Source organism: Chryseobacterium sp. FW101-FHT12H09 (assembly GCF_058790395.1).
On record NZ_JBYTCP010000001.1, the window covers coordinates 567211 to 591348 of the forward strand.

General features: G+C 34.7%; 24 protein-coding genes. 15 read left to right on the top strand and 9 right to left on the bottom strand.

What is annotated here, in order from left to right; translation table 11 throughout:
* Positions 1 to 57: 57 nt before the first annotated feature.
* Both AC3WRL_RS02490 and AC3WRL_RS02495 read right to left on the bottom strand, forming a co-directional pair.
* On the bottom strand, positions 58 to 1482 hold the full coding sequence (locus AC3WRL_RS02490) for an OmpP1/FadL family transporter (RefSeq protein WP_214826392.1): 1425 nt from the start codon (positions 1480 to 1482) through the stop codon (positions 58 to 60).
* Between the two features lie 29 nt (positions 1483 to 1511).
* Positions 1512 to 2576: a prolyl-tRNA synthetase gene (locus tag AC3WRL_RS02495; RefSeq protein ID WP_251040499.1), complete on the bottom strand. Its 1065-nt coding sequence runs from the start codon at positions 2574 to 2576 to the stop codon at positions 1512 to 1514.
* A 177-nt stretch (positions 2577 to 2753) separates the two neighbouring features.
* On the opposite strand from AC3WRL_RS02495, the gene proS reads away from it, so the two are divergent.
* The 6 genes from proS to AC3WRL_RS02525 all read left to right on the top strand — a co-directional run bounded on the left by proS (position 2754) and on the right by AC3WRL_RS02525 (position 9692).
* Complete coding sequence (gene proS / locus AC3WRL_RS02500; protein WP_214826394.1) at positions 2754 to 4229, top strand: proline--tRNA ligase; 1476 nt, start codon at positions 2754 to 2756, stop codon at positions 4227 to 4229.
* Between the two features lie 117 nt (positions 4230 to 4346).
* A complete protein-coding gene (locus tag AC3WRL_RS02505) occupies positions 4347 to 5645 on the top strand; it encodes an OmpA family protein (RefSeq protein ID WP_214826397.1) in 1299 nt (432 codons plus the stop codon).
* Between the two features lie 110 nt (positions 5646 to 5755).
* Positions 5756 to 7090: an Nramp family divalent metal transporter gene (locus tag AC3WRL_RS02510; RefSeq protein ID WP_214826399.1), complete on the top strand. Its 1335-nt coding sequence runs from the start codon at positions 5756 to 5758 to the stop codon at positions 7088 to 7090.
* A 75-nt stretch (positions 7091 to 7165) separates the two neighbouring features.
* Complete coding sequence (locus AC3WRL_RS02515) at positions 7166 to 7702, top strand: nucleotide exchange factor GrpE (RefSeq protein ID WP_214826401.1); 537 nt, start codon at positions 7166 to 7168, stop codon at positions 7700 to 7702.
* A gap of 96 nt (positions 7703 to 7798) precedes the next feature.
* Positions 7799 to 8917, top strand: a complete 1119-nt coding sequence (dnaJ, locus tag AC3WRL_RS02520; protein ID WP_214826403.1) for a molecular chaperone DnaJ — start codon at positions 7799 to 7801, stop codon at positions 8915 to 8917.
* Between the two features lie 88 nt (positions 8918 to 9005).
* Entirely contained in the window at positions 9006 to 9692 is a 687-nt protein-coding gene (locus tag AC3WRL_RS02525; RefSeq protein WP_492329646.1) for a DUF4304 domain-containing protein, read from the top strand.
* 18 nt (positions 9693 to 9710) lie between these two features.
* Here the strand turns inward: AC3WRL_RS02525 and AC3WRL_RS02530 are convergent, their stop codons facing one another.
* Positions 9711 to 10619, bottom strand: a complete 909-nt coding sequence (locus AC3WRL_RS02530) for an acyltransferase family protein (RefSeq protein WP_492329647.1) — start codon at positions 10617 to 10619, stop codon at positions 9711 to 9713.
* Positions 10620 to 10710: 91 nt separating this feature from the next.
* Positions 10711 to 11592, bottom strand: coding sequence for a DUF808 domain-containing protein (locus AC3WRL_RS02535; protein WP_214826405.1), 882 nt, complete (start codon positions 11590 to 11592; stop codon positions 10711 to 10713).
* A gap of 216 nt (positions 11593 to 11808) precedes the next feature.
* On the opposite strand from AC3WRL_RS02535, the gene AC3WRL_RS02540 reads away from it, so the two are divergent.
* The 4 genes from AC3WRL_RS02540 to AC3WRL_RS02555 are packed head-to-tail and all read left to right on the top strand — an operon-like array spanning position 11809 to position 14310.
* A complete protein-coding gene (locus tag AC3WRL_RS02540; protein ID WP_492329648.1) occupies positions 11809 to 12306 on the top strand; it encodes a tetratricopeptide repeat protein in 498 nt (165 codons plus the stop codon).
* A complete protein-coding gene (locus tag AC3WRL_RS02545) occupies positions 12303 to 12896 on the top strand; it encodes a Crp/Fnr family transcriptional regulator (protein ID WP_492329649.1) in 594 nt (197 codons plus the stop codon). The genes AC3WRL_RS02540 and AC3WRL_RS02545 overlap by 4 nt, the downstream gene beginning before the upstream one ends.
* A gap of 59 nt (positions 12897 to 12955) precedes the next feature.
* Positions 12956 to 13384: an SRPBCC family protein gene (locus AC3WRL_RS02550; protein WP_492329650.1), complete on the top strand. Its 429-nt coding sequence runs from the start codon at positions 12956 to 12958 to the stop codon at positions 13382 to 13384.
* A gap of 56 nt (positions 13385 to 13440) precedes the next feature.
* Positions 13441 to 14310 carry an alpha/beta hydrolase gene (locus AC3WRL_RS02555; protein ID WP_492329651.1) on the top strand — a complete coding sequence of 290 codons (870 nt, stop codon included), beginning with the start codon at positions 13441 to 13443 and terminating at the stop codon, positions 14308 to 14310.
* 41 nt (positions 14311 to 14351) lie between these two features.
* On the opposite strand, the gene AC3WRL_RS02560 is transcribed toward AC3WRL_RS02555, so the two are convergent.
* The 4 genes from AC3WRL_RS02560 to AC3WRL_RS02575 all read right to left on the bottom strand — a co-directional run bounded on the left by AC3WRL_RS02560 (position 14352) and on the right by AC3WRL_RS02575 (position 18897).
* Entirely contained in the window at positions 14352 to 15047 is a 696-nt protein-coding gene (locus AC3WRL_RS02560) for a DedA family protein (protein WP_214826409.1), read from the bottom strand.
* 87 nt (positions 15048 to 15134) lie between these two features.
* Positions 15135 to 16247: a peptide chain release factor 2 gene (gene prfB, locus AC3WRL_RS02565; protein ID WP_492329652.1), complete on the bottom strand. Its 1113-nt coding sequence runs from the start codon at positions 16245 to 16247 to the stop codon at positions 15135 to 15137.
* Between the two features lie 100 nt (positions 16248 to 16347).
* Complete coding sequence (locus AC3WRL_RS02570; RefSeq protein ID WP_492329653.1) at positions 16348 to 17463, bottom strand: NAD(P)/FAD-dependent oxidoreductase; 1116 nt, start codon at positions 17461 to 17463, stop codon at positions 16348 to 16350.
* A gap of 69 nt (positions 17464 to 17532) precedes the next feature.
* Positions 17533 to 18897: an ATP-binding protein gene (locus tag AC3WRL_RS02575; protein WP_214826412.1), complete on the bottom strand. Its 1365-nt coding sequence runs from the start codon at positions 18895 to 18897 to the stop codon at positions 17533 to 17535.
* A 117-nt stretch (positions 18898 to 19014) separates the two neighbouring features.
* Between AC3WRL_RS02575 and AC3WRL_RS02580 the strand changes: the two genes are divergently transcribed.
* The 5 genes from AC3WRL_RS02580 to AC3WRL_RS02600 all read left to right on the top strand — a co-directional run bounded on the left by AC3WRL_RS02580 (position 19015) and on the right by AC3WRL_RS02600 (position 22914).
* Entirely contained in the window at positions 19015 to 19926 is a 912-nt protein-coding gene (locus AC3WRL_RS02580; RefSeq protein WP_214826413.1) for an ABC transporter ATP-binding protein, read from the top strand.
* The gene (locus AC3WRL_RS02585; RefSeq protein WP_261511350.1) at positions 19919 to 20764 is read left to right on the top strand and encodes an ABC transporter permease; all 846 of its coding nucleotides are present in this window, start codon (positions 19919 to 19921) and stop codon (positions 20762 to 20764) included. Before AC3WRL_RS02580 ends, AC3WRL_RS02585 begins: the two co-directional genes overlap by 8 nt.
* Before the next feature lie 90 nt (positions 20765 to 20854).
* Positions 20855 to 21499, top strand: coding sequence for a murein L,D-transpeptidase catalytic domain-containing protein (locus AC3WRL_RS02590; RefSeq protein ID WP_492329654.1), 645 nt, complete (start codon positions 20855 to 20857; stop codon positions 21497 to 21499).
* Positions 21500 to 21547: 48 nt separating this feature from the next.
* On the top strand, positions 21548 to 22234 hold the full coding sequence (locus tag AC3WRL_RS02595; RefSeq protein WP_492329655.1) for a hypothetical protein: 687 nt from the start codon (positions 21548 to 21550) through the stop codon (positions 22232 to 22234).
* Positions 22231 to 22914, top strand: a complete 684-nt coding sequence (locus tag AC3WRL_RS02600) for a hypothetical protein (RefSeq protein WP_492329656.1) — start codon at positions 22231 to 22233, stop codon at positions 22912 to 22914. The genes AC3WRL_RS02595 and AC3WRL_RS02600 overlap by 4 nt, the downstream gene beginning before the upstream one ends.
* A gap of 137 nt (positions 22915 to 23051) precedes the next feature.
* Here AC3WRL_RS02600 and msrB read toward each other — a convergent pair whose 3' ends face one another.
* Positions 23052 to 24137, bottom strand: a complete 1086-nt coding sequence (gene msrB / locus AC3WRL_RS02605) for a peptide-methionine (R)-S-oxide reductase MsrB (RefSeq protein WP_492329657.1) — start codon at positions 24135 to 24137, stop codon at positions 23052 to 23054.
* Between the last annotated feature and the right edge of the window lies 1 nt (position 24138).

Here is a 24138-nt window from a genome sequence, read left to right on the forward strand (position 1 = left end):
AGCTCCGAATTAAAAATTCGGAGCCTCAATTTAATCACTCACTACACAATCCGGAAATTAGAATTTCCAGCCGACTGTTAGAAAGAAGTTACTTCTGGTATTTTTTACATTAGAAACCACAGATGTTGGTGTACTAACATCGAAGTCTCCTGAGTAGTATCCTGTTCCATTATCTGCACTGCCTCTTAAGAAAGGATTATTGTATTTAGAACTTACATTTTGGTAAGCCGCATCTACATAAATGTTGCCAAAATCATATCCTATACCTGCTCCGATAGTATTTCTCTCACCTAAGATCAAATTACTATAATTATTATCTCCTGCAACTCCGGCATTGGAATAAGAATTAATTGTGATCGCATCAAAAGGACTTGAGGCATATGAATATCCACCTCTCAGTCTAAATGCTTTGATTCTGTATTCTGCTCCAACTTTTACCTCTGATAGATTTTTATAGTTATCATTAAAGAAAGAATTTAGCTCTCTTTCTGCAGCACCTTGTACTTCATATTTAGGTTTCGTTAAACCTAAAGTATAGTCTACGTTGATCGCAAAGTTTTTATTTGGAACAAAAGCTCCACTCACTGTTGCTTTCATTGGTGATCTGAAATTTCTGTCTTCAACATAGTTGTCATAGTAAATTCCATCATTTCCATCAGAATATTCACGGAAAACTCTATCAATATTCCACCATGTTGGTGTTTCAATTGCTGCTCCCAATCTAAACTGGTTGCTTAGTTTTCCTATAACCCCTACTGTCGCTGAAAAACCACTCGATTTTTCAGAAAAAGGACTATACTGCTTATCAAATGAATTTACGGAATTATCTAAATTAAGACCAAATAGCGCACTGTCATATTGATCTATCTCAGCATAATGCATATTGATACTCGCTCCTACATACAATGAATTGTTATAGTTCGCACCAACACCAAGATTGAATTTGGTCTGATTTCCATATCTGTTATAAGCATGTCCTTGGTAAGACATATTTCCAATAACTGCATTTCCATTAGAATCGACCAGATTCTTAGGAATTATAATATTCCCATTCCCGGGGCTCTCAACATAATCTTCAATAGATTGCGTAGAGATATTGGCTCCGATATTAATAAATTTCCAAGCTGATTCAGTCATCAATGGGATTGTTGCCACACCACCAGCATTACCAAGGGTAAATTTATCTATCTTATAATTTATTGAAGATCCATTCAGAGAACTTGTATTCTTATTATTACTAAGAAACAAAGTTGCTGAAACGTCACCTGCAATAGCAACACCTAATCCCGCTGGGTTGGTCATCAATGAAGTAGCATCACCTCCTAAAGCTCCGTTGGAACCAGCCATCGCATTGAACTTTGATGAACCAATCATTGGAGTATTAGAATAAACATCAATTGAATTTCTGATCGTAGAGATATCCTGCGCCTGTGCAAAATAGGCTACAGCAATACTCATTACTACTAACGATTTTTTTAACATTATTTTTTGAATAGTTTATTAAGTTGAAATTACCTACCACCAGATCTGAAACCGCCGCCTCCGCCGCCGCCAGATCTAAATCCGCCTCCGCCGCCAGAAGATCCACCTCTAAATCCACCTCCGCTTGAACCGGAATTAAATCCTCCGGATCTAAATCCGTTATCATTGGATCTAAAGCCACTATCATTTCTAGGTTGGTTATTATAATTTGGTCTAGGATTATTCTGAGTATTCATATTTGGATTACGGAAACCTGAGTTATTATTTCTAAATCCGCCATTGTTACCGTTCGTATTTCCGCTTCTAAATCCTGAATTATTATTTCTGAATCCGCCACTGTTACCATTCGTATTATTTCTGAACCCTGAATTATTGTTTCTAAATCCTGAGCTGTTATTTCTAAAAGCTGAATTAGCTATATTATTTCTATATGCTGATCCATTACTTCCGTTATATCCGTTAGTAAGTCCATATCCAAGTCTTCCATTGGCGCCACTTCTTCTATAAGCAGGTCTGTTGTAGTATCCACTACCCCAGTATCCGCCACCCCAACCCCAATAAGGGTTTCCGTAGTAACCGCCATAATAGCCGCCACCCCAGAAAGGGTCATAGAATCCGCCATATCCCCAATAAGGATAACCGCCCCATCCCCATGAGCCTCCCCAACCCCATGAGCCTCCCCAGCCAAAGGACATACCGAAACCTCTGTTCCAGCCCCAGTATGGGCTATAACCACCATACCAACCCCAAGGTGAACCCCAAGAGTTGTCATAGTAATTGGTTTGAGCTCCTGCAAAAGCACCCCAGTCAGAGTCTGTTGCATTGGTGTTCCATGAATCTCCACCCCAAGTGCTGTACCTGTTATCCTGATCTTTAGAATTCGTTTCTGCATTTTGGATAACGTTTGAATCCTGGTAGTAGTCATAATCTTCTCCTACTCTATTTCCGCCATTAATGATTACTCCTTCTGGAAGTGTGTCTTTATTGGGATCATAATAAACCCCATCGGTCTCGCTGTACCCACCCATTTGAGCACCACAAGACATCAGTAGTAATCCACTTGATATTGCTAAAACGCCTTTGGATTTTAGCATACCAAATAAATTTTTATGTATATTTTTTTTCATGATAACGTAAAAATTTTTAAATTAAATTATATTTGCAATGTGTACCAAAAATGTACCAAACATCGGCTTAAAAATCTATCAAAAATAGATTTTTATTTTTAGATAACAATAATGTTAAAAAGTTAAAAAAATTTAAAAAAAATAATGGCAAAATTAACCTCAAGAAGCGAAGATTACAGCAAGTGGTATAACGAGTTAGTTGTGAAAGCAGATTTGGCTGAAAACTCAGGGGTGCGTGGAAGTATGGTTATTAAACCATATGGATATGCAATCTGGGAAAAAATGCGTGATGAAATGGATAGAAAATTCAAAGAAACAGGTCACGTTAATGCTTATTTCCCTCTATTTATACCCAAAAGCTTATTTGAAGCTGAAGAGAAAAATGCAGAAGGTTTTGCAAAAGAATGTGCCGTTGTTACTCACTACAGGTTAAAAACTGACCCTGATAATCCTCATAAGCTGATTGTAGATCCTGATGCTAAGTTAGAGGAAGAACTTATTGTTCGCCCAACTTCAGAAGCGATTATTTGGAACACCTATAAAAGCTGGATTCAATCTTACAGAGATTTACCATTACTGATCAACCAATGGGCAAATGTTGTACGATGGGAAATGAGAACCCGTTTATTTTTGAGAACCTCTGAATTCTTGTGGCAGGAAGGGCACACTGCTCACGCTACAAAAGACGAAGCAGTAGAGGAGGCAGAAAAAATGAATAAAGTATATGCAGATTTTGCAGAGAACTTTATGGCTATGCCTGTAGTTCAGGGATTAAAAACACCATCTGAGAGATTTGCAGGAGCTGATGAGACATATTGTATTGAGGCATTAATGCAAGATGGAAAAGCTCTTCAGGCAGGTACTTCCCACTTTTTAGGTCAAAATTTTGCAAAAGCATTTGACGTAAAATTCACGAATAAAGAAGGAAAAATAGAACATGCATGGGCAACATCTTGGGGAACATCTACCCGTTTGATGGGAGCTCTTATCATGACTCACTCTGATGATTTCGGATTGGTATTACCTCCTACTTTAGCGCCTATTCAGGTTGTTATTGTTCCTATCTTTAAAGGAGAAGAGCAATTAGAACAGATCAGTGAAGTGGCTTTGGATATCCAGGCTAAACTGAAGGCAAAGGGTATTTCCGTTAAATTTGATAATGATACTCAAAATAAACCAGGTTGGAAATTTGCTGAATACGAATTAAAAGGTGTTCCTATCAGAATTGCAATTGGTCCAAAAGATTTAGAAAACAAATCCGTTGAAATAGCAAGAAGAGACAATCTTACCAAAGAAGCTCATTCTATTGAAGGATTAGATTCTTATATTGACGATTTATTAAAAACCATTCAGAAGGATCTTTATACTAAAGCTCTTAGTTTCAGAGAGAATAATTTAACTAAAGTAGATTCTTATGAAGAGTTTAAAAAGGTTCTTGAAGAAAAAGGTGGATTTATCTATGCGCATTGGGATGGAACAGAGGAAGAAGAAGAACAAATAAAGGAAGAAACGAAGGCTACTATCAGATGTATTCCTCAAGATGACGATATAGAAGAAGGCGTTTCGTTGATTTCTGGAAAGCCATCAAAAAGACGGGTACTGTTCGCTAAAGCATACTAATAATTTAAATCATTTGCAAAAAAAGCGTTGAAATTCAAATAAATATTTAAAAAAATTGACATTTGGACAGATTTTTGTTTAATTTTATGTCAACATTAATCTAAAAAATAATTTATTATGTCTTTAAACGTTATTGATTTAATTAAAGGACAATTGGGTCCCGCATTAGTTTCTCAAGCTGCTTCGCAGTTTGGAGAAAGTGAGTCTGGTATTTCAAAAGCAATCGGAGGGCTATTGCCTGCCGTTGTTGGTGGATTAGCTAATAACGCTGATAACCCTGGGGTTTTAGATGCAATTAGCGGTGCTTCATCCAGTGGAATTTTAAGTAATTTATTGGGTGGTTCTTCTAACAATTCTGTAATCACAGGTTTATTGTCTTCTCTCTTTGGTGACAAACTTGGCGGCTTGGTTAATTCTATTGCTTCTTTTGCAGGAATTAGCAATAATTCTTCAAGCTCTTTACTGAACTTGGTAACAGGAGCAACAGTAGGAACAGTAGGAAAATACGCGGCTGATAATAATTTAGATAAATCAGGAATTTCTGGTTTATTGAATGATCAGAAAGGTATTATTTCAAGTTTATTACCGGCTGGACTTTCTTTAGCTTCACTAAACATTGGTGATTGGGCTAAAGGATACAAATTTGATAATGACAATGACGCTATAAAAACGCCTGTACAAGACGAGCCTAAAATAGAAGTAACGAGAAGTACAACTCCTACAGGAACAACTCCGGAAAGAAATGATGGTGGTGGATCAATCTGGAAATGGTTACTTCCGCTTTTATTGTTAATTGCTGCAGGATATTTCTTATGGAAGCAGTGTGAGAAAAAACAAACTACTACCACAACAATGGGAGCAGATTCTACAGGAACACATTCTGATACGGCAACAGCAGTATCTCCTACAGATACAGCTGCAACGACACCTGCGACTACAAAAACTGATGAGAACATCGACTTGAACGGTACTGCTCTTAAAGGTTATAAAGGCGGAATGGAAGATAAAATGATTGCTTTCTTAAAATCTGACGGTTATAAAAACGCTGCTGATGACGCTGCATTGAAAAACACCTGGTATGATTTTGACCATGTAAACTTCAAAATGGGAAGTTCTACGGAGCTGGAAGCAGGTTCTCAAGGACAACTTGATAATTTAGCTGCTATCTTAAAAGCTTATCCTGATGCAAAGATCAAAATCGGAGGTTATACTGATAAAACAGGTAATGAAGCTTCTAATGTTAAACTTTCTACAGCAAGAGCTAACTTCATTAAAGATTGGCTTGGAAAACAAAACCTTGGAACACAGGTTTTAGGTGCTGAAGGATATGGAAGTAAATTTGCTACAGTAGATGCAAAAGCTTCTGATGCTGAAAGAGCAGCAGACAGAAAAATGTCTATAAGGTTTGCAAAATAATCTTTAACCATACATTAAAATGAATCCCGAAAGTTTTTTTCGGGATTTTTTGTTTATAAATTTTCTATTTTCATTTATTTAATTAAATTTGTTAGTCATTTCTAACATTTATGAACTTAAATACAAAAGCCCCTTGGCGAAAAGATAAAACACTCCACTCATTACCAGAAGTTTATTCATCAATTAAGGTTCCGAAAAACGGCTCTTTCTGGAGAAAATATCTTGCATTTGCTGGACCTGGTTTAATGATTGCCGTAGGATATATGGATCCTGGGAATTGGGCTACTGACATTGCCGGTGGAGCTCAATTTGGCTATACCCTACTATCAGTAATCCTTATTTCTAATATTTTTGCTATGGTTTTGCAGCATTTATCTGTAAAATTGGGAGTTGCCACAGAAAGGGATCTAGCTCAGGCTTGTAGGGACCACTTCAATCCTACTACCAATTTCATTTTGTGGATACTCTGTGAAATTGCAATTGCGGCCTGTGATCTCGCCGAGGTTATCGGTTCTGCAATTGCTCTTAATCTCCTTTTTCACATCCCATTAACCTGGGGAATTGTTATCACAACCGTAGATGTACTTATTATCCTTCTCTTACAGGCTAAAGGATTCAGATGGATAGAAAGTATCGTTGGTGGACTGATCTTTATTATTTTAGCCTGTTTTATCTATGAAATTATAATTTCCAAACCTGCCATTAATGAAATTTTAGGAGGGCTGGTTCCGCAAAAAGAAATTATTCAGAATCCGGCCATGCTTTATATAGCAATCGGAATCTTAGGAGCCACCGTTATGCCTCATAATCTTTATCTGCATAGCAGTATTGTACAGACAAGAGATTATACAAGAGATAATGAAGGAAAAAAAGAGGCTATAAAATTTGCTACTCTGGATAGTACAGTTTCTTTAATGCTTGCTTTTTTTATTAATGCTGCTATTCTTATTTTAGCCGCAGCGACCTTTCATATAACAGGAAATAAACATGTTGCAGATATTCATGATGCCTACAAAATGTTAACCCCAATTTTGGGAGCTTCTATGGCAAGTATAGCTTTTGCAATAGCATTACTGGCTTCCGGTCAAAATTCAACATTAACAGGTACTCTGGCAGGACAAATCGTCATGGAGGGTTTCTTAAATATCAGATTAAAACCTTGGTTACGAAGATTAATAACAAGACTTATTGCTGTGATTCCCGCTTTAATCGTCGCCATTTTGTATGGTGAAAAAGGAACAACAGATCTGTTGGTATTAAGTCAGGTCATCTTATCCATGCAGCTCAGCTTTGCTGTGGTCCCGCTGGTTATGTTCACGAATGACAAAGCTAAAATGGGACAATTCGTAAATAAACCAATGATGAAAGTTTGTGTATGGTTTATTTCAATCATCATTATTATTTTAAATCTTTACTTACTGTATCAGACATTTTCTGGAGAATAATTTTTCTGCCTTAATGTCCATATTTACTATTTGGCAGAATCTTTGACAAACATCTCTGTAAAATAGTTATTGAATATGGAAAATCAGGATATCAACGAAGAAAACATCAATAAGCAACAAGAAGACAACATTCAGAATGAAAATATTTCTGAAGAAAATGTGACAAATACTCCAACCGCAGAAGAACTTTTGGCAGAGGAAAAAGACCGTTATATTCGTCTTTATGCTGAATTTGAAAATTATAAAAAGAGAACTTCTAAAGAAAAAATGGAGTTCTTCCAATATGCTAATCAGGACATGATGGTTTCTATGCTTGGAGTACTGGATGACTTTGAAAGAGCTTTAAAAGAAATCGCCAAAAATGGAAATCCTACAGACTTACAAGGTGTTGAACTTATTTATCAGAAATTCAAGAATAAATTAACCGAAAAAGGATTGAAAACAATGGAGGTAAGAGCCGGAGATTCTTTTAATGTAGATCTTCACGAAGCAATTACTCAAATTCCTGCTCCATCTGATGATCTAAAAGGTAAAATCGTAGACGTTATCGAAACAGGTTATACTTTAGGTGATAAAGTAATTCGTTTTGCTAAAGTAGTAACAGGAAACTAATATTAATAAGTGATAAATGGTGAGTGATAATTGATCTATTTCACTTATACACTCTGAATATCTATTGTCATTTATCTAATCAATTATACAATTGTCATGTCAAAAAGAGATTATTACGAGGTTCTTGAAATAAGCAAATCTGCTTCAGCCGACGAAATAAAGAAAGCATACCGTAAAATGGCTATCAAATTTCACCCTGATAAAAATCCGGGTGATACTGAAGCTGAGGAAAAATTCAAAGAAGCTGCTGAAGCTTACGAAATATTAAGCGACGACCAAAAGCGTGCAAGATACGACCAGTTTGGTCATGCCGGTGTTGGTGGTAACGGCGGATTCGGAGGTGGCGGATTCGGAGGCGGAATGAACATGGAAGATATTTTCAGTCAGTTTGGAGATATTTTTGGTGGTCACTTCGGTGGCGGTGGTTTTGGCGGCGGCGGGCGTCAGCAGGTGAAAGGTTCTAATTTAAGAATCAGAATCAAGCTGAATCTTGAAGAAATGGTAAATGGAACCCAAAAGACTCTTAAAGTTAAAAAGATGAAGATGGCAGAAGGTGCCACTTCGAAAACATGTCCTACATGTAACGGATCTGGAGTTCAGCTAAAAGTAATGAACACCATGTTTGGGCAAATGCAAACACAAACCACTTGTGGAACTTGTCAGGGTATCGGAAAAGTCGCTGATAAAATACCTGCAGGAGCCAATGCACAGGGGTTAATAAAAGATGAAGAGGAAATCTCAATCAACATTCCTGCTGGAGCAAGAGATGGAATTCAGCTTAATGTAAGAGGAAAAGGTAACGATGCTCCTTTCGGAGGTATTCCGGGAGATTTACTTGTTATTGTAGAGGAAGAGGTAGATAAAACAATCAAGAGAGAGGGTGATAATCTTCACCAGGAATTATATATCTCTTTTGCAGAGGCTTCTTTAGGAACTAAAAAAGAAGTATCAACCGTAGGCGGAAAAGTGAAAATTACGATTGATCCAGGTACTCAGTCTGGAAAAATCTTAAGATTGGCAGGAAAAGGTCTTCCTAGTATTGATAGCTATGGAAAAGGCGATATGTTTATACACATCAATGTATGGACTCCACAAAAGCTTACTAAAGATCAGAAAGACTTCTTTGAAAAGCAAATGGCAAGTGGAGAAATGGTTGCAGAACCATCCGGAAAGGAAAAAACGTTCTTTGATAAAGTAAAAGATCTATTCAACTAAAATATAATTGAGACCTTGTTAAAAGGTCTCTTTTTATTTGTTTCATTATATTTGTTGACCGCTAATTCAACATATGAATAATTCATAAATGGACTCCAGAAATACATTCTTACAAGCCTGTAATGAGATTTTTAATAAATTAGAAGGTTTCAAGGACTTTGAAAAGGGGCAGAGAATAAGAAAATATTCTCCCGATAAAGATCTTTATTTTGAAATTTATTTTCAATCCAGTGCCAAGAATAATTCTTCTTACATTCAGATTCTTCCTCACATTCATATATTCTCAAAAAATCTGAAAAAGTGGCAAGTAGAGCATACGAACAGCGAATATTCGCAGGGTCTTATTTTCGGGGAGCAATTAGGATATTTAACACCATCCAAAAAGTGGCAAGAATGGAATCTGGCAGATTGTGTTTATAAGAAAAACACTAATGAAATAGCAGAACAAATCGAACAGTACATCTTCCCCATTTTTGATATTTTCAATTCTAAAGATCAAGCTATTGAGTTTTTAAAAAAGAATGGAACAAAGTTCAACGAATGGTCTGAACATTCTCTTTTACCTCTAGATTTCTTACTATGTTTCTCAGAAAAAGAGGTTGCTGAAAAATTTTTCAATCATTTTATAGATCATTGTCCCTATAAAGGTAAAATTTTCAATCTCTATCAACAGTTGGAACTGGAGAAAAATATTAATCTCAATTATTCAGAGTTTATAGGTGCAAACAAGATTAAGCTTGCCTTTATAAATGGTCTAAAAATCACCAATAATTAATCAGACCCTAAGTTTTAATTATAAGAGGTATTTTAGTTTTCTATTTAAGAAGACCAGAATAAAACTGGAAACCAACAATAGAATTATAAATATGATCGTTTCATATGGAAGATATCTACCTAGAATCCACTTCATAAGCAATGGGTGTACTAGGTAAATAGCTGTCGATAAACTTGCTAAAATTTTAGTATCTACCATTACTGATATATTCTTGCAATACATAAATACCAAAGGACATGCTATCAGTAAAGAAAACAAAAGGTCAATATTTTCATTCGGACTAATCATTTTATAGTTGAGAAATGATTCTAAAACAACAAGTCCCACTACAGCTAGTACAGTTATTAACGAAGGCTTGTATTTGGTGTCCAGGTTCAGTCTATTAATCAGGTATCCGATGGTCAAAAAAGGGAAACAGACCAGGAGAAAATTTCTGTAAGATGGAAACAGATTGATTATTGAATCCGTTTCATTTTTAAAGTAATGAAGATTACCTAAAGATTGCATCCCATATCCGAGACTAGACAGCAGAAGAATAAGAGTGACCAGTAAACTCACTGACTTCTTTCTTATAAAAAACAAAATAATACCTGAAAAGAAGGTTCCAATTAAATACCACAAATGATGGTAGCCAAATAGGATGTTCATCCAAGTATCTTCTTCTTTCCAAAAAGGCAAATATACTATAGACCAGATCACATAAAGAGAAAAGGTTCTTACTAACCATTTTTTGAGTTTATCCGTGTTATCTACATAATAAAAATAATATCCTGTGATAATCAAAAAAGTAGGTACTGCCATTCTGAAAACTCCATTAACAAGTACAAAACTCAATTCAGGATAAGAATCCCTAAGAAGGTGCATATGTAAAAAAACGACAAAGAATGCGAGGATAATTTTTAATATATCAATCGATAAATTTCTCATAATAATCAATGAACCTGATATATTGTTATAGTTGTTTGTGTAAAATTATCCTGACGTCGTATTTTAAATTTCAGAAGCAAACTTTCCTCAATTATTTGCGTATTGCCGATGTATAAATCTTTTTGCCTATCGTAAATAATGCGACAGCAAGCAATCCACCACTCAATCCAAAGATCAATTCTTTAAGAGCAGAAGGCCAGGTTGGAAGAAAATGATGTAAATAAGAAATATTATGTGCGAAAATACCACCTGAAACAAAGATCAAAGCTATCGTTCCAACAATCGCTAAAATTTTAATAATTACAGGCAATGCCTTTACCAATAAGTGGCCCAACTTGGAAAACAAACCTTTATCCTTGCTTTTTTTAATCAGTTTAAAACCTGCATCATCCATTCTTACGATCAGCGCTACAATACCATAAACTCCTACTGTTGCCAGAAATGAAACAAGAGTCACCGTAACGATTTGAGTTAATAATGGATGCTGCTCTTCAAGAACAGTTCCCAATGCAATAATTACAATTTCTATAGAAAGAATAAAATCTGTTGTAATGGCAGATCTTATTTTAGATTTTTCAGAATTCTCTTCATCTTCATCTATTACGCTCTCTTCCACTACTTCATGTCCTTTTTTATCGCGATGGAATAAAAATTCAATAATTTTCTCTACTCCTTCAAATGCCAGATAAAAACCTCCTAAAACCAGTATAATTTCTATAGCCGGTTTATAAAGCCAGTTAAGCAAAAATGCGATGGGAAGAATAATTAATTTATTAATAAATGAACCCTTGGTAATTGCCCATAAAACAGGTATTTCACGGGATGAGATGAAACCTGTAGCTTTTTCTGCATTTACTGCTAAATCATCACCCAAAATCCCAGCCGTCTTCTGAGTAGCTATTTTACTCGTAACAGCTACATCATCCATCAAGGCAGCAAGATCATCTAAAATTGCAAAAAAACCAGACGCCATTTAATTTTTTTTAATATTTGTTAAGTTGAACAAAAATAATATTTAATTCCGGTTTTAAAAAATAAGAATGAATTTATAAACATTTTAGGTCAAAATAATAATTTGTATGCATAGAAAGTTCACTCTTCCATTTTAATTTACAGCTACTGCATCATTTTAATTTTTTAAAGTGCACTGATCTTCTCATATTTGTATTCTTATAAGATAATCAACCATATGAATGAAACAGAGAATTGGGAAAGTAAGCTGCAATCTATTTGGCTACAGCTGGGAAAAATAAGCAATAAGGATTTTATTCAACTGATAAAAGATCATACGAGCCTTCTTCATGATGCAAAAGCTATTGCTGATTTTGAACGGGCATGTGCTTTTGACTCTACAGGACATGAAAAAGAAGCAGAACCATTGTATAGATCTGCTTTAGATCATGGATTATCGGGTTTACGAAGAAGGAGGGCGAGAATTCAGTTGGCCAGTACTTTACGAAACAATGGGAAAATTGACGAAAGCATTCAAATCCTCAGAGAAGAAAAATTAAATGAATCCGATGAGTTAAATGATGCTGTAGACTCTTTTTTAGCTCTTTCTCTTTATTCTGCGGGAGAAAACAAAGAAGCATTATGTTTAGCATTAAAAGCATTATCACAGCATCTGCCCAGATATAACAATTCATTGTACAGATATGCTGAAAATTTAGAAACGATAAATCAATGAACATGACCACCACTGATCTGGAACAGAATCTTACTTCTTATTTTAAAGATATTGAAGCTGATGATCTGAAAACAATTGTCTCTTTTTTTAAGCCGGAACTTATTAAGAAAAATGAATTTTTCTTGGAAGCTGGAAAGAAAAGTACAAAGCTAAGTTTTATCCGATCCGGATTTTTAAGGATCTTTTGTGAAACCAAAAAGAAAGAGATTACACAGTGGATTTCAACAAAAGGATATTTTGTAACCGATCTATCGAGCTTTATATCAGATATCCCTGCACGATGGTCCATTCAGGCTCTTACAGATACAGAATTGTTTACGATTGAGAAAGCTGATTACGAAAGACTACAGGATAAAGTTCCTCAATGGCATATTTTAGAAAAAGCATTTATTGTTCACTGCTTCACAACAATAGAAACAAGAATTTACGGTCATTTATCGATGACTGCTGAGGAAAGATACCAATGCTTTTTTAATGAAAACCCTAAATTATTTAATCAGGTTCCTTTACAATATATCGCTTCAATGCTTGGGATGACCTCTGAAACTTTCAGTCGCATAAGAAATAAAATAGCAAACGGAAATCTTTGATTTTTATCAAGTGGTATTTTTTTATTCTGCCCGAACTTTGTGGTATAAATTATTATAACATGTCAAAGAAAATTGAAACAGAAATTACCATTCACGCAAGCCCTGAAAAGATCTGGAAAATATTAACTGATTTTGAAAACTATCCTGTATGGAATCCATTCATTACCAATATTCAGGGATCTGTAGAAGAAGGTAATCAAATACAGGTAAAGATTGAACCACAAGGTGGAAAAGGAATGGTTTTCAAGCCTGTGATATTATCAAAAAAGGAAAATAATGAATTCAGTTGGCTGGGAAAGCTAATGTTTAAAGGAATATTCGATGGAGAGCATAAGTTTGAATTAATTGATAATAAAAACGGTACAACCCGGTTCATTCAGTCAGAACAATTCTCAGGCTTTCTTGTCCCATTTTTTAATCTTGATAATACTGTAACCGGTTTCAAAAATATGAATCAGAAGCTAAAAGAATTAGCAGAGAAAAGCTGATACAACACAGGTTTCTGTCAGCTATAAAATCACTATATTTTTCTTACATTTGAGGTATGAAAAAGCTCATACTCAGATATCATTTTTTTGTTTTAGGGTGTATTGGCTTTTTATTAAATTCTTGTAATTCAAGGTTCAGAGTTTGGATGGGGGATAACAATCAGCAGAAAATTTACAACTTAAAATACGGTGAACATAAAAGACAAAAGATGGATATTTTTCTTCCATCCGGATATTCCGAAGATTCTCCCGTAGTTCTCATTGTACATGGAGGTGCATGGAAATATGGAAGAAAAGAGCACATGATCCAGATTCAGAAAATGCTTTTTAAGAATAAAGTTCCAAGTATCAATATGAATTACCGACTGGTATCAAAGTCCAAAAAGATCACTTACAGAGAGCAGCTGGAAGATATTAGTTCTGTTATTAATAAATTCAATTCTTTAGCAGGAAAAGCAGAATTACAACCGAACAATTATATTCTGTTGGGGGAAAGTGCTGGCGGTCATTTAACTTTATTATATGGATATCAGCATCCTGATCAGATAAAAAAAATAATCTCTTTGAGTGGCCCAACCGATTTTTACTCCCCGGAATACCTGGATTCATTTTATTCAAAATATTCTTCACCAACTGTACAAAAGGTGATAGGCATAAAATTCGATCGTCATCATCTGTCTGAAGAGTTTAAAAAAGCGAGCCCAATTGCAAATATTACCAATGTTCCGACTCTGCTATTTCAGGGAAACCAAGATTTCCTTGTTAATAAAAATCAAGGGTTGGCATTAGACTCAGCTTTAGCGAGCCAAAATATCCCTCATAAATTAGTTTTTATGAAAAATACAGGTCATGCACCCAGATTTTTCAGTAAACGAAAAAGAGACAGCATTATCTATCCCAACATTCTGGAATGGATAAAAAAATAACCCGCCAAAAGCAGGTTATTTATATTTTAAATTCTTTGATCTTATTCAGGTGAATTGTCTTCGTATTTAGAATGATCAACTTTCTTACCAAATAAAAACTTAATAATTATTGGAAGTGTTGTAATAAGAACAATAACAATGATTATTAACTCCAGCTTTTCTTTAAGATTGATTCCAAATTGTTCCTGAAATAACTTATCCAGATAATGTCCTGCAAAGATCAAAATAAATGACCACAATACAGCTCCTATAATATTATCTCTCAAAAACTCTTTTTTATCCATCTTTACAATACCTGCAACGATAGGCGTAAAAGTTCTGACAACAGGTAAAAATCTCGCCATAATTATAGCCAAAGCACCATGTTTTTCGAAAAAGTCATGAGCCTGGTACAGATATTTTTTCTTGAATAAGAAGGTATCCTGTTTTTTATATAATGCAGGACCGGCTTTTACGCCGAAATAATATCCAACTTCATTACCGACAATAGCAGCTAGAGCAACGGAAGTAGCAAGAATAGTTGTATCAAGCAGATCGCTCCCTGTGGAGCCAAAAGTCTCTTTGATAATTTCAACAGCATAAATTCCTGAAACAAACAGTAACGAGTCACCCGGTAAAAAAAATCCTACAAAAAGTCCCGTTTCAGCAAAAATAATAAACAGTATAAGCCAAAACCCACCCATTTTTATATAAAACTCTGGGTTTAATAAATCTTTCCAGCTATTGAAATCTTCCATACATATTGATAAGTAACAAAAATAAGTCTAAAAAGTCTGAATAGGAAATTAATTATAAGATTTTAACTAAAAAACTAAGATTATATCCTAGAGGTCGAGGTCATCACCGGAAACTGCCGTTCCATCAGCCATTAGAAATGCTTTTAGGAATGGAGTAAGATTTCCGTTCATCACCGAATCAACATCTGAAGTTTCATGTCCTGAACGTACATCTTTTACCAATTTGTAAGGATGCATTACGTAATTTCTGATCTGACTTCCCCACTCAATCTTCATCTTATTGGCTTCGATCTCGGTTCGGGCCTTTAAACGTTCTTCAAGCTCCATTTCATATAATCTGGAACGAAGCAACTGCATTGCTTTTTCTTTGTTCTGAAGCTGTGAACGTGATTCTGAGTTTTCAATGATAATTCCTGTTGGTGCATGACGAAGACGGACAGCTGTTTCCACTTTATTTACATTCTGTCCTCCTGCTCCTGAACTTCGCATGGTTTCAAATGAAATATCTGCGGGATTAATATTGATTTCAATAGTATCATCAACCAAAGGATATACATATACAGACACGAAACTTGTATGTCTTTTTGCATTACTGTCAAAAGGAGAAATTCTTACCAATCGATGAACACCGTTTTCCCCCTTAAGATATCCAAAAGCATATTCACCATCCATTTCCAGGGTTACCGTTTTCACACCTGCAACCTCCCCTTCCTGGTAATTGAGCTCACGGATCTTATAACCTTGCTTCTCTGCCCACATCGTATACATCCTCATCAACATGGCAGCCCAGTCACAACTTTCCGTGCCTCCTGCTCCTGCAGTGATTTGAATAACCGCAGAAAGTTCATCCCCTTCATTAGAAAGCATATTTTTAAACTCCAGATCTTCGATTTTCTCTACTAATTTTGGAAATGCCTCATCCAGTTCTTTTTCAGAATCTGGATCTTCTTTTGCAAATTCCATTAAAACCTGTAAATCTTCAAACTGAGTAGTGATCTCTTCATAATCTTCCACCCATCTTTTCTTAGAACGAAGCTGCCTTAAAAATACTTCAGCTTCTTTCGGTTGATCCCAAAATTCAGGAGCTGCCGTTTTCTCATCATCATTGGAAATTTCTATTTTTTTCTTTTCAATCTGAAGGTATCTGTGTAGATCTTCAATTCTCGACTGAACATCTTTTATATGGTCGTTGTTAATCACGAAATTTTCTTTTTGCAAAAATAAGGATAAAAGTTTTAGGAATAGTTATAGGTGATGAGTTATAAGAGATGAGTAATTAGAATATCTACATCTTATTATATCATTTAATCATATCTGCTACAATCTCACCAATTTTCGGAGCAAGTGCCACCCCCATTCCAGACAATCTTACAGCACAAAATTGCCTTTCTGAAAGTTGCTTTACAACCGGAGTTTTTTCGGAACCCATTGCCATGATCCCAGACCAGCGAAGAGCTATTCGAAATTCCTGATTGGGTAAAATCACTTCTCTTAAAAAGTTTTCGAGGTGAATCTGTAGGAATTCTGTGGTTTGAAAATCAGTTGTTTCTTCAGTTTTAAAATCCTGATTTCTCCCCCCGCCCAGTAAAATTCTATCTGCCAGGTTTCTGAAATAATAAAACCCTTCATCGTAGTGGAAAGTTCCTTTTAATTTCAAATTTTCAATAGGTTCCGTTAGCAAAATCTGACCACGTGCCGGAATAATTTCTTCATTCTCTAAAAATTTCGAACTAAAAGCGTTGGTACAGTATATAATTTGATGAGCCTGAATAGATAATTCATCTGATAATTGAACCAGAATCACATCAGCATTTTCATCAACATTTGTTACTTCTGTTCCAAAAAGGAACTCCACTTTAAGTTCATAACATTTTTCAAGTAGCTTATGCAGAAGTTTTCCAGAGTGTAAACTTCCTTCACATGGATTCTCAATGAGAAAATTAGATTTCCCTAATCCAAAATCCTGTATTTTATTTTGTTGTAAAGAATAGGTATTTGGGATTCCGGTGATACATGTAAGATTTTCATTCACCTCATCCAATTTTTGCAAAGGATGATCATTATTCAATATTTCATATCCCCCACTCAGTTCGAAATCAATTTCTGAACTCTTAAAATAAGTCTGAATTTTCTGAAGCCCCTCAAACCTCATTTTAACTAATTCTAAGGTCTTATTCCAACCCATCTTTTCCTGATCTGCAATAATCTCCGTTAGACTTCCAAAACAGGCAAAACCTGCATTTCTCGTCGAAGCTCCCAAAGGAATAGAATTCCTTTCAAGGATCAAAACAGATCGTTCGGGATATTTTTCTTTAATAGAAATAGCTGTCCATAGTCCGGTGAAACCAGCACCAATAATGATGACATCTCTTTTTCTATAAAAAGTTTCAAGTTCCCAAATGCTAGAATTGATCATATGGTGGATAATTATCGTTGATAAGTAATGAATTATTAAAACATATCCAAAGACTGACGACTAAAGTGACTATCCTTTGTCTTTTCCGTTTCCTTCTTCCCCATTATGATGAAAACCGATCTCTCTGGTTGGTTCTTCCACTACTTTATAAGTTTCAAGTTCGGTTCTTAAAGATTTTATTCTGTACTGAAAATCATCGAAATTATTGATAATAGCATCATTTAAAAATCGTTCAACTTGCTCTAAATATTCTTCTGTAAGTTTACCAGCTGCATCTCTCAGAGCTCCACTTAAAAGAGTCTGATCAATAATAAGCTTTTCATTCTTTGTTCGTTGGTATAGATTTTTGATTCTTTTTTTCAGACTCTGTGTAAAATCCATTAACATGGTATTGCTAAAGGCTTTCATTTTAGAAGCACTCTCATTCCAGAAAGGGATTTTATCTGCTTTGTTATTTTTAAGGATCTTATACAATAAGGAATCACTTTCCAATCCTTTTGTCATCCCATACAGAATAATTTCTGAACGCTCTGCTGCATTGGGTGGAAATACTGGGATCATCACATCAAATCTCCCCGGAGCCAATATCTCTTCATCAATTTCAGAAACAGAATTAGCTGATCCTACCATCAGAATATCTTCTTTTTGGAACTTTCCTATATAATGGAGAATAATTTCCTGGGTTTCCAGATTACAGGATGCTACATTATTTTCCGCACTCCTTTCCATCATGATATCATCAAAATCATCCATAAAAAGAAGCACCTTATCTTCTTTCATCATATTCATGAGAAAATCATTGAAGTTGGTTTTATTCCCATCTATTAAAGAAGTTCCCAGATAATGTTTTTTAACTTCCTTAAACTTATAGCTGATAATTTCGGCAATTTTATTCGCCCAGAAAATCTTACCGCTTCCAGGAGGTCCATAAAGAATAATTCCTGCAGGCTTATTAATCCCCCAGTCCTTAATCTGTTGTTTATTTAAAAAAGGTTCTAAAACACTAGATATATAAAAAAATAAATCACGATAGCCTATAAAATCACGATGCTGAAGACTCGTCTTCTGTCCAAAGTAATCATATACAAACTGATAGTTTCCACCCAATTTATTATCAATTCCATAACTTGAAATCGAAGAACGGAATAATCCGTTATCAAAAATATTAGGCGTGGTATCCTGTATTGCTTTTTCTATCTTTTCCTTAGGTTGGTTGATGGTTTCAGCAATCTGTTCGAGTGTCTTATTCTTATCCAGATCTTTTTCATAGCGTCTTAAAAAATCTATGTTTTCCCGGGCAAATTTTTCAAAATCCTGTTTGATCTCAAAATTAGTACTCATACACACTCCTAATTCCAGATCAAAATCCTGTATAAATTGTTTGATCGCTTCTGCGGAAATATTTAATTCTTTGGCAAGTTCAATTAACTTCATATTCACGAATTGTACGATCAAATTTAATATTTTAATCTCATAAAATATCAGACAATTTGATTAAATATTGTAACATTTTGTTTAAAACTAAGACTACTACTATGTAAAACAAATTACATGGAAAAAGTTTTGTCAGTAAAGAATTTAACTAAAAAATTCAAGAGAGTCGTAGTAAACAATATCTCATTTGATGTAGAAAGAGGTAATGTTTATGGCCTTCTGGGCCCCAATGGAAGTGGAAAATCCACTACATTCGGAATGTTGCTTTCAACCATAAATCCCACAAGTGGCGACTGGTATTGGTTTGGAAAAAAAGGCACTGATTCAGATACTTTAAAAAAAATAGGCGCGATTATCGAACAGCCTAATTTTTATCCTTATCTGAGTGCTGAAACGAACTTAAAGATCGTTGCCGAAATCAAGGGCGCTCCTTACGAAAGGATAGATGAAGTTTTAAAGACCGTTCATCTTTTCGAAAGAAAAAAAGATACTTTTAAAACCTTTTCCCTGGGAATGAAACAACGTCTGGCTATAGCTTCAGCGATGTTAAATAATCCTGAGGTTATGATCTTAGATGAACCTACCAACGGACTTGATCCTGAAGGTATCATTCAGATCAGGGATATCATCTCCAGTATTGCCAAACAAGGTATTACCATTATTATTGCAAGCCACCTTCTGGATGAGATTGAAAAAATATGCAGTCATGTGATTGTTTTAAAAGAGGGAAATTCAATTTATAGCGGAAGAGTAGATGAAATTACAAGTAACAAAGGCTTTTTCGAATTGAAAGCTGACAACAATACTGCATTATTAAATGCCTTAGAAGAGCTTCAATGGTTTACTTCTGTAACCCTGGAAAATGATATCATAAAAGCTCAGATTCGTGAAGACGCTTCTATCTCTGCTTCTAATTTAAATCAAAAATTAGCAGAAAAAGGTATTTTCTTGTCTCACTTATCTAAGAAAAAACTATCTCTTGAAACTCAATTCCTTGAACTTGTAAAAAACACCAATACCAATGCTTAAATTACTAAAACTCGAGTACTACAAAAACCTGAATTACAGACCGTTCAAGGTTTTTACGATATTATATTTTGCGATACTGGTGGCACTCCTTTTTATTGGATTAGTAGATCTGGATGTTTTTGGAGCGACCATCAATTTAAAAGAACAGGGAATTTATAACTTCCCGGAGATCTGGAATTTCACCACATGGATCGTAGCATTATTAAAGATCTTCCTGGGTCTGATCATTGTATTTTCGATCTCTCAGGAATTCAGTAACAGAATGTTCAAGCAAAATACCATTGATGGATTAAGCAGAAAGGAATTTATTGCCTCTAAACTCTTAACGATAAGTGTTTTCACTATTGTTTCAACCGTTATTGTCTTTATTATTACACTTCTTTTAGGAGAAAGTTATTCTAAGGTGACCGGCTCTGAAATGGTTTTTAAGGAAATGTTCTTTATTGGAAACTATTTTGTTAAACTCTTTGCTTTTTTCTGCTTCCTGATGTTTCTTTCCATACTACTGAGAAAATCGATGTTTGTATTCCTTGGCTTCTTTGTGTATTGGATCGGAGAGGGAATATTAACAGCCATCGAAGTATTTTTAAAAGTTCGTGGTACACAGGAACTGGAAAGGATGAAAATCCTGAAAGACGATTTCTTCTTTACTCACCTTTTACCATTAGACAGTATGTCCAACCTTATTCCTAATCCCATGATGAGGCTAAATATGGCAAAAATGATGGGATTAAAGTATGAGTTTACCTATCCTACAGAAAGCTTAATTGCTTGTATCGTTTGGAGTGGGATCTTTATTTTCGGTTCTTACTGGATCTTACGAAAGAGAGACTGGTAGTTTTTTTAATTAAAAGATTTAAAATTAAAATATTAAAAGTGGTTCATTTTTTGAATCACTTTTTCTTATTAAAATTCCCCCTTATCAACAATGATGAAACTGATTCTGAGTATACTTCTGGCAACATCCATAGGTATTTCATGTTCAAAAAAAACAGAGCCCATTATTCCAAATCCTGCAATCAATACAGCAAAACCACCTATCGCTGATGATGAAAAAACAGATAGAAAGGCTGAAGAAGCTCAATTATTCTGTAAGAAAAATAACTTTAATAAAGACTTTTGTATTTTAATAGACATGAGTTTACATTCTGGTTTAAACAGATTTTTCGTGTATGATTTTAATCAAAAAAAAGTCACTCAGAAGTATTTGGTTGGTCATGGGTGTGGAAATAATTCGTGGAGTTCGGATGAATCAAAAGACAATCCGACTTTTAGCAATGAGGACGGAAGTCATCTTTCTTCATTGGGAAAATACAGAATCGGAGAAAGAGGAAGCAGTGAATGGGGAATTAATATCAAGTACTTAATGCATGGATTAGATGAAACTAATGATAATGCATTGAAAAGAACAATCGTTTTCCACTCCTGGAATAAAATGAGTAATAAAGAAATATATCCCAATGGCTCTCCTGAGGGATGGGGATGTCCAACGGTGTCTAATGATGCCCTAAGAGCAATAGATCCTTTACTGAAAAATTCTTCCAAACCGGTTTTGATGTGGATCTATAATTAAAACATTTCATCAATCAATCTTTGACAATTTTTCTCTAATTTTATCAAAATGCCAGTCTTGAAGAAAATATATTATGTTCCCGGATTGATAAGCGCTATTCTTATTCCGCTTTTGTTTTGGTACTATGCGGGTCTTCGGATTGATAAAACAGTAATCAATGTAATAGATGTTTGGTTACCATCTAAAATAGGAAACGAAAACAGTGGTGAAATGGGACGTTTCATACCTCCTAAAAACTGGACTTATAAAAAGTTAATTGTTCCCCCCAATAGAGCTAAAAAGAATTCAAATCTTTATGTTTCAGAAATAAAGAAACTCAAAGAAAGAAATGAAAAAGAAACCGGAATCGAATTTATATTAAATAAAAAGAACTCTTATGGCGATTTCGTTTCTCTCTTAAATGATTTAAGTATTGCAAAGGTGGACACTTACGGTTTTGATCTCAATGACACCGGACACCTCTTTGTTTCATACACCTCGCCTATTACTAAAAGTCCAATAGAAGAATGTTATTTATGCAACGATCATATAATAAGTGTAGACCCCAATGATCAGAAAGGTTGGAACTTTAATCTGGATTTCATACGTGAAATAAATATTGAATTTTTCTTTAACAATATGGCGAAGCTTCCAAAAAATGCATATTATATCATTTTCGGCTTTTTACTATTTTTAAATATCTCAATGTTGAGTATTAAAGAAAATTTTCAAATCAACAGAAAAGTATTGATATGAAAAAGATATATTATGTTCCCGGATTAATAAGCGCTGCTCTCATTCCGCTTTTGTTTTGGTATTATGGAAATCAAAAGTTTGAAGAAATTAACCTCAATGTTATTGATATTGGCCTTCCTGTCAAGGCCAAATCGGGAGATGAAAATAATAGAGCTTCTTTCGAATCGATAAGAAATTGGAATTATAAAAAAATAAGAGTACTTCCAAATACTGCAAAGGAAAATTCAAAATTGTATGTATCGGAAATTCAAAACCTTAAGAAAAGGAATGAAAAAGAAACAGGAATTGAGTTTATTCTGGACGATCATAATACATATGGAGATTTCGCTTCTTTACTTAATGACATGCATATTACAAAAAATGAAGAATATGCTTTAGACCTAAATAAAACAGGACACTTTTTCGCTATTCATACCTACATAAACCCAGAAAAAGAAGAATGCTTTTTATGTGGTGATGTTATCGCAATTCCAATTGATTCAGGAGTAGAAAATAATTGGGAAGCTTACTTAAAATATATAGAACCAAAAGGTTATGATAAGTTTACTGATATCTTAATAAAACTTCCCAAACAAACTTTCCTGCTTATTTTTGGATTTTTAATCTTACTTCATATGTCGATGTTAAGTTTTAAAGAAAACTTTCAAATCAACAAGAATCCCGTCAAGTACATCAATTGAGCTAAAGTAATCGACTAACCGTGTCATTCCGTAGGAATCTAAATCAACTATTTTAAATTAAAAAAAGATTCCTCACTATGCTCTGTTCCGAATGACACAAAAATAAAAAAGGCTGCTTTTCAGCAACCTTTTGTCAATTATTTTTTATCCAGTAAAGGAAGATATTCACCATATCCTTTTTTCTCCATTTCATCTTTGGGAATGAATTTTAATGAAGCACTGTTGATACAGTAACGTAATCCTCCTTTGTCTGCAGGCCCATCTGTGAAAACATGTCCGAGGTGAGCATCCCCTGTTTTACTTCTAACTTCAACTCTGGTCATTCCTACAGATTTGTCTATTTTCTCATCAATTACATTTTTAGTAATTGGTTTGGAAAAACTTGGCCATCCACAACCAGATTCAAATTTATCTGTTGAGATAAACAACGGTTCCCCTGTTGTAATATCTACATAAATCCCTTCACGAAACTCTTTATCGTATTCATTTTGAAAAGGTCTTTCAGTAGCATTTTCTTGCGTTACGCTGTATTGTTCAGCAGTAAGTTTTTCTTTTAAAACCTTTTTATCCTGTTTTTGATATTTAGCTTTTGGAAGTGGATTCGCGTTTTTAGCCATTTCAAAAAGTCCTGGCTCTATATGGCAATATCCCCCTGGGTTTTTATCCAAATAATCCTGATGATAATCCTCTGCCTTATAGAAATTTTTCAATGGAATTGTTTCTACTACAACAGGTTTATTATAACTCTTAGCTAGCTTTTGCACCTCTTCTTTTATAATGGCTTCTGTAGCCTTATCAGTAGAATAAATCCCCGTTCTGTATTGGTCTCCCCTATCGTTTCCTTGTTGGTTTAAACTTGTAGGATCGATGGTTTTGAAATACAGGTCAATTAATAGTTTTAAATCCACTTGCTCAGGATCATACTTCACTTTTACCGTTTCTGCAAAACCTGTAGAATGACTTACTACTTCTTCATAGGTAGGATTTGTTTTGTTTCCGTTGGCATAACCAACTTCCGTTCCTACAACTCCACGAATTTGTTGAAAAAAATGCTCTGTTCCCCAGAAACATCCACCTGCAAAATAAACTTCTTTTACATTTTTACTATCCATAATGGTCTCATTTTCTTTTTTTACTTCTGTGGATTTCTTTGAATCTCCACAACTTCTTGCAAATACTGCAATCCCCAGAATAATTCCGAGTAATATTAATATACTTTTCATT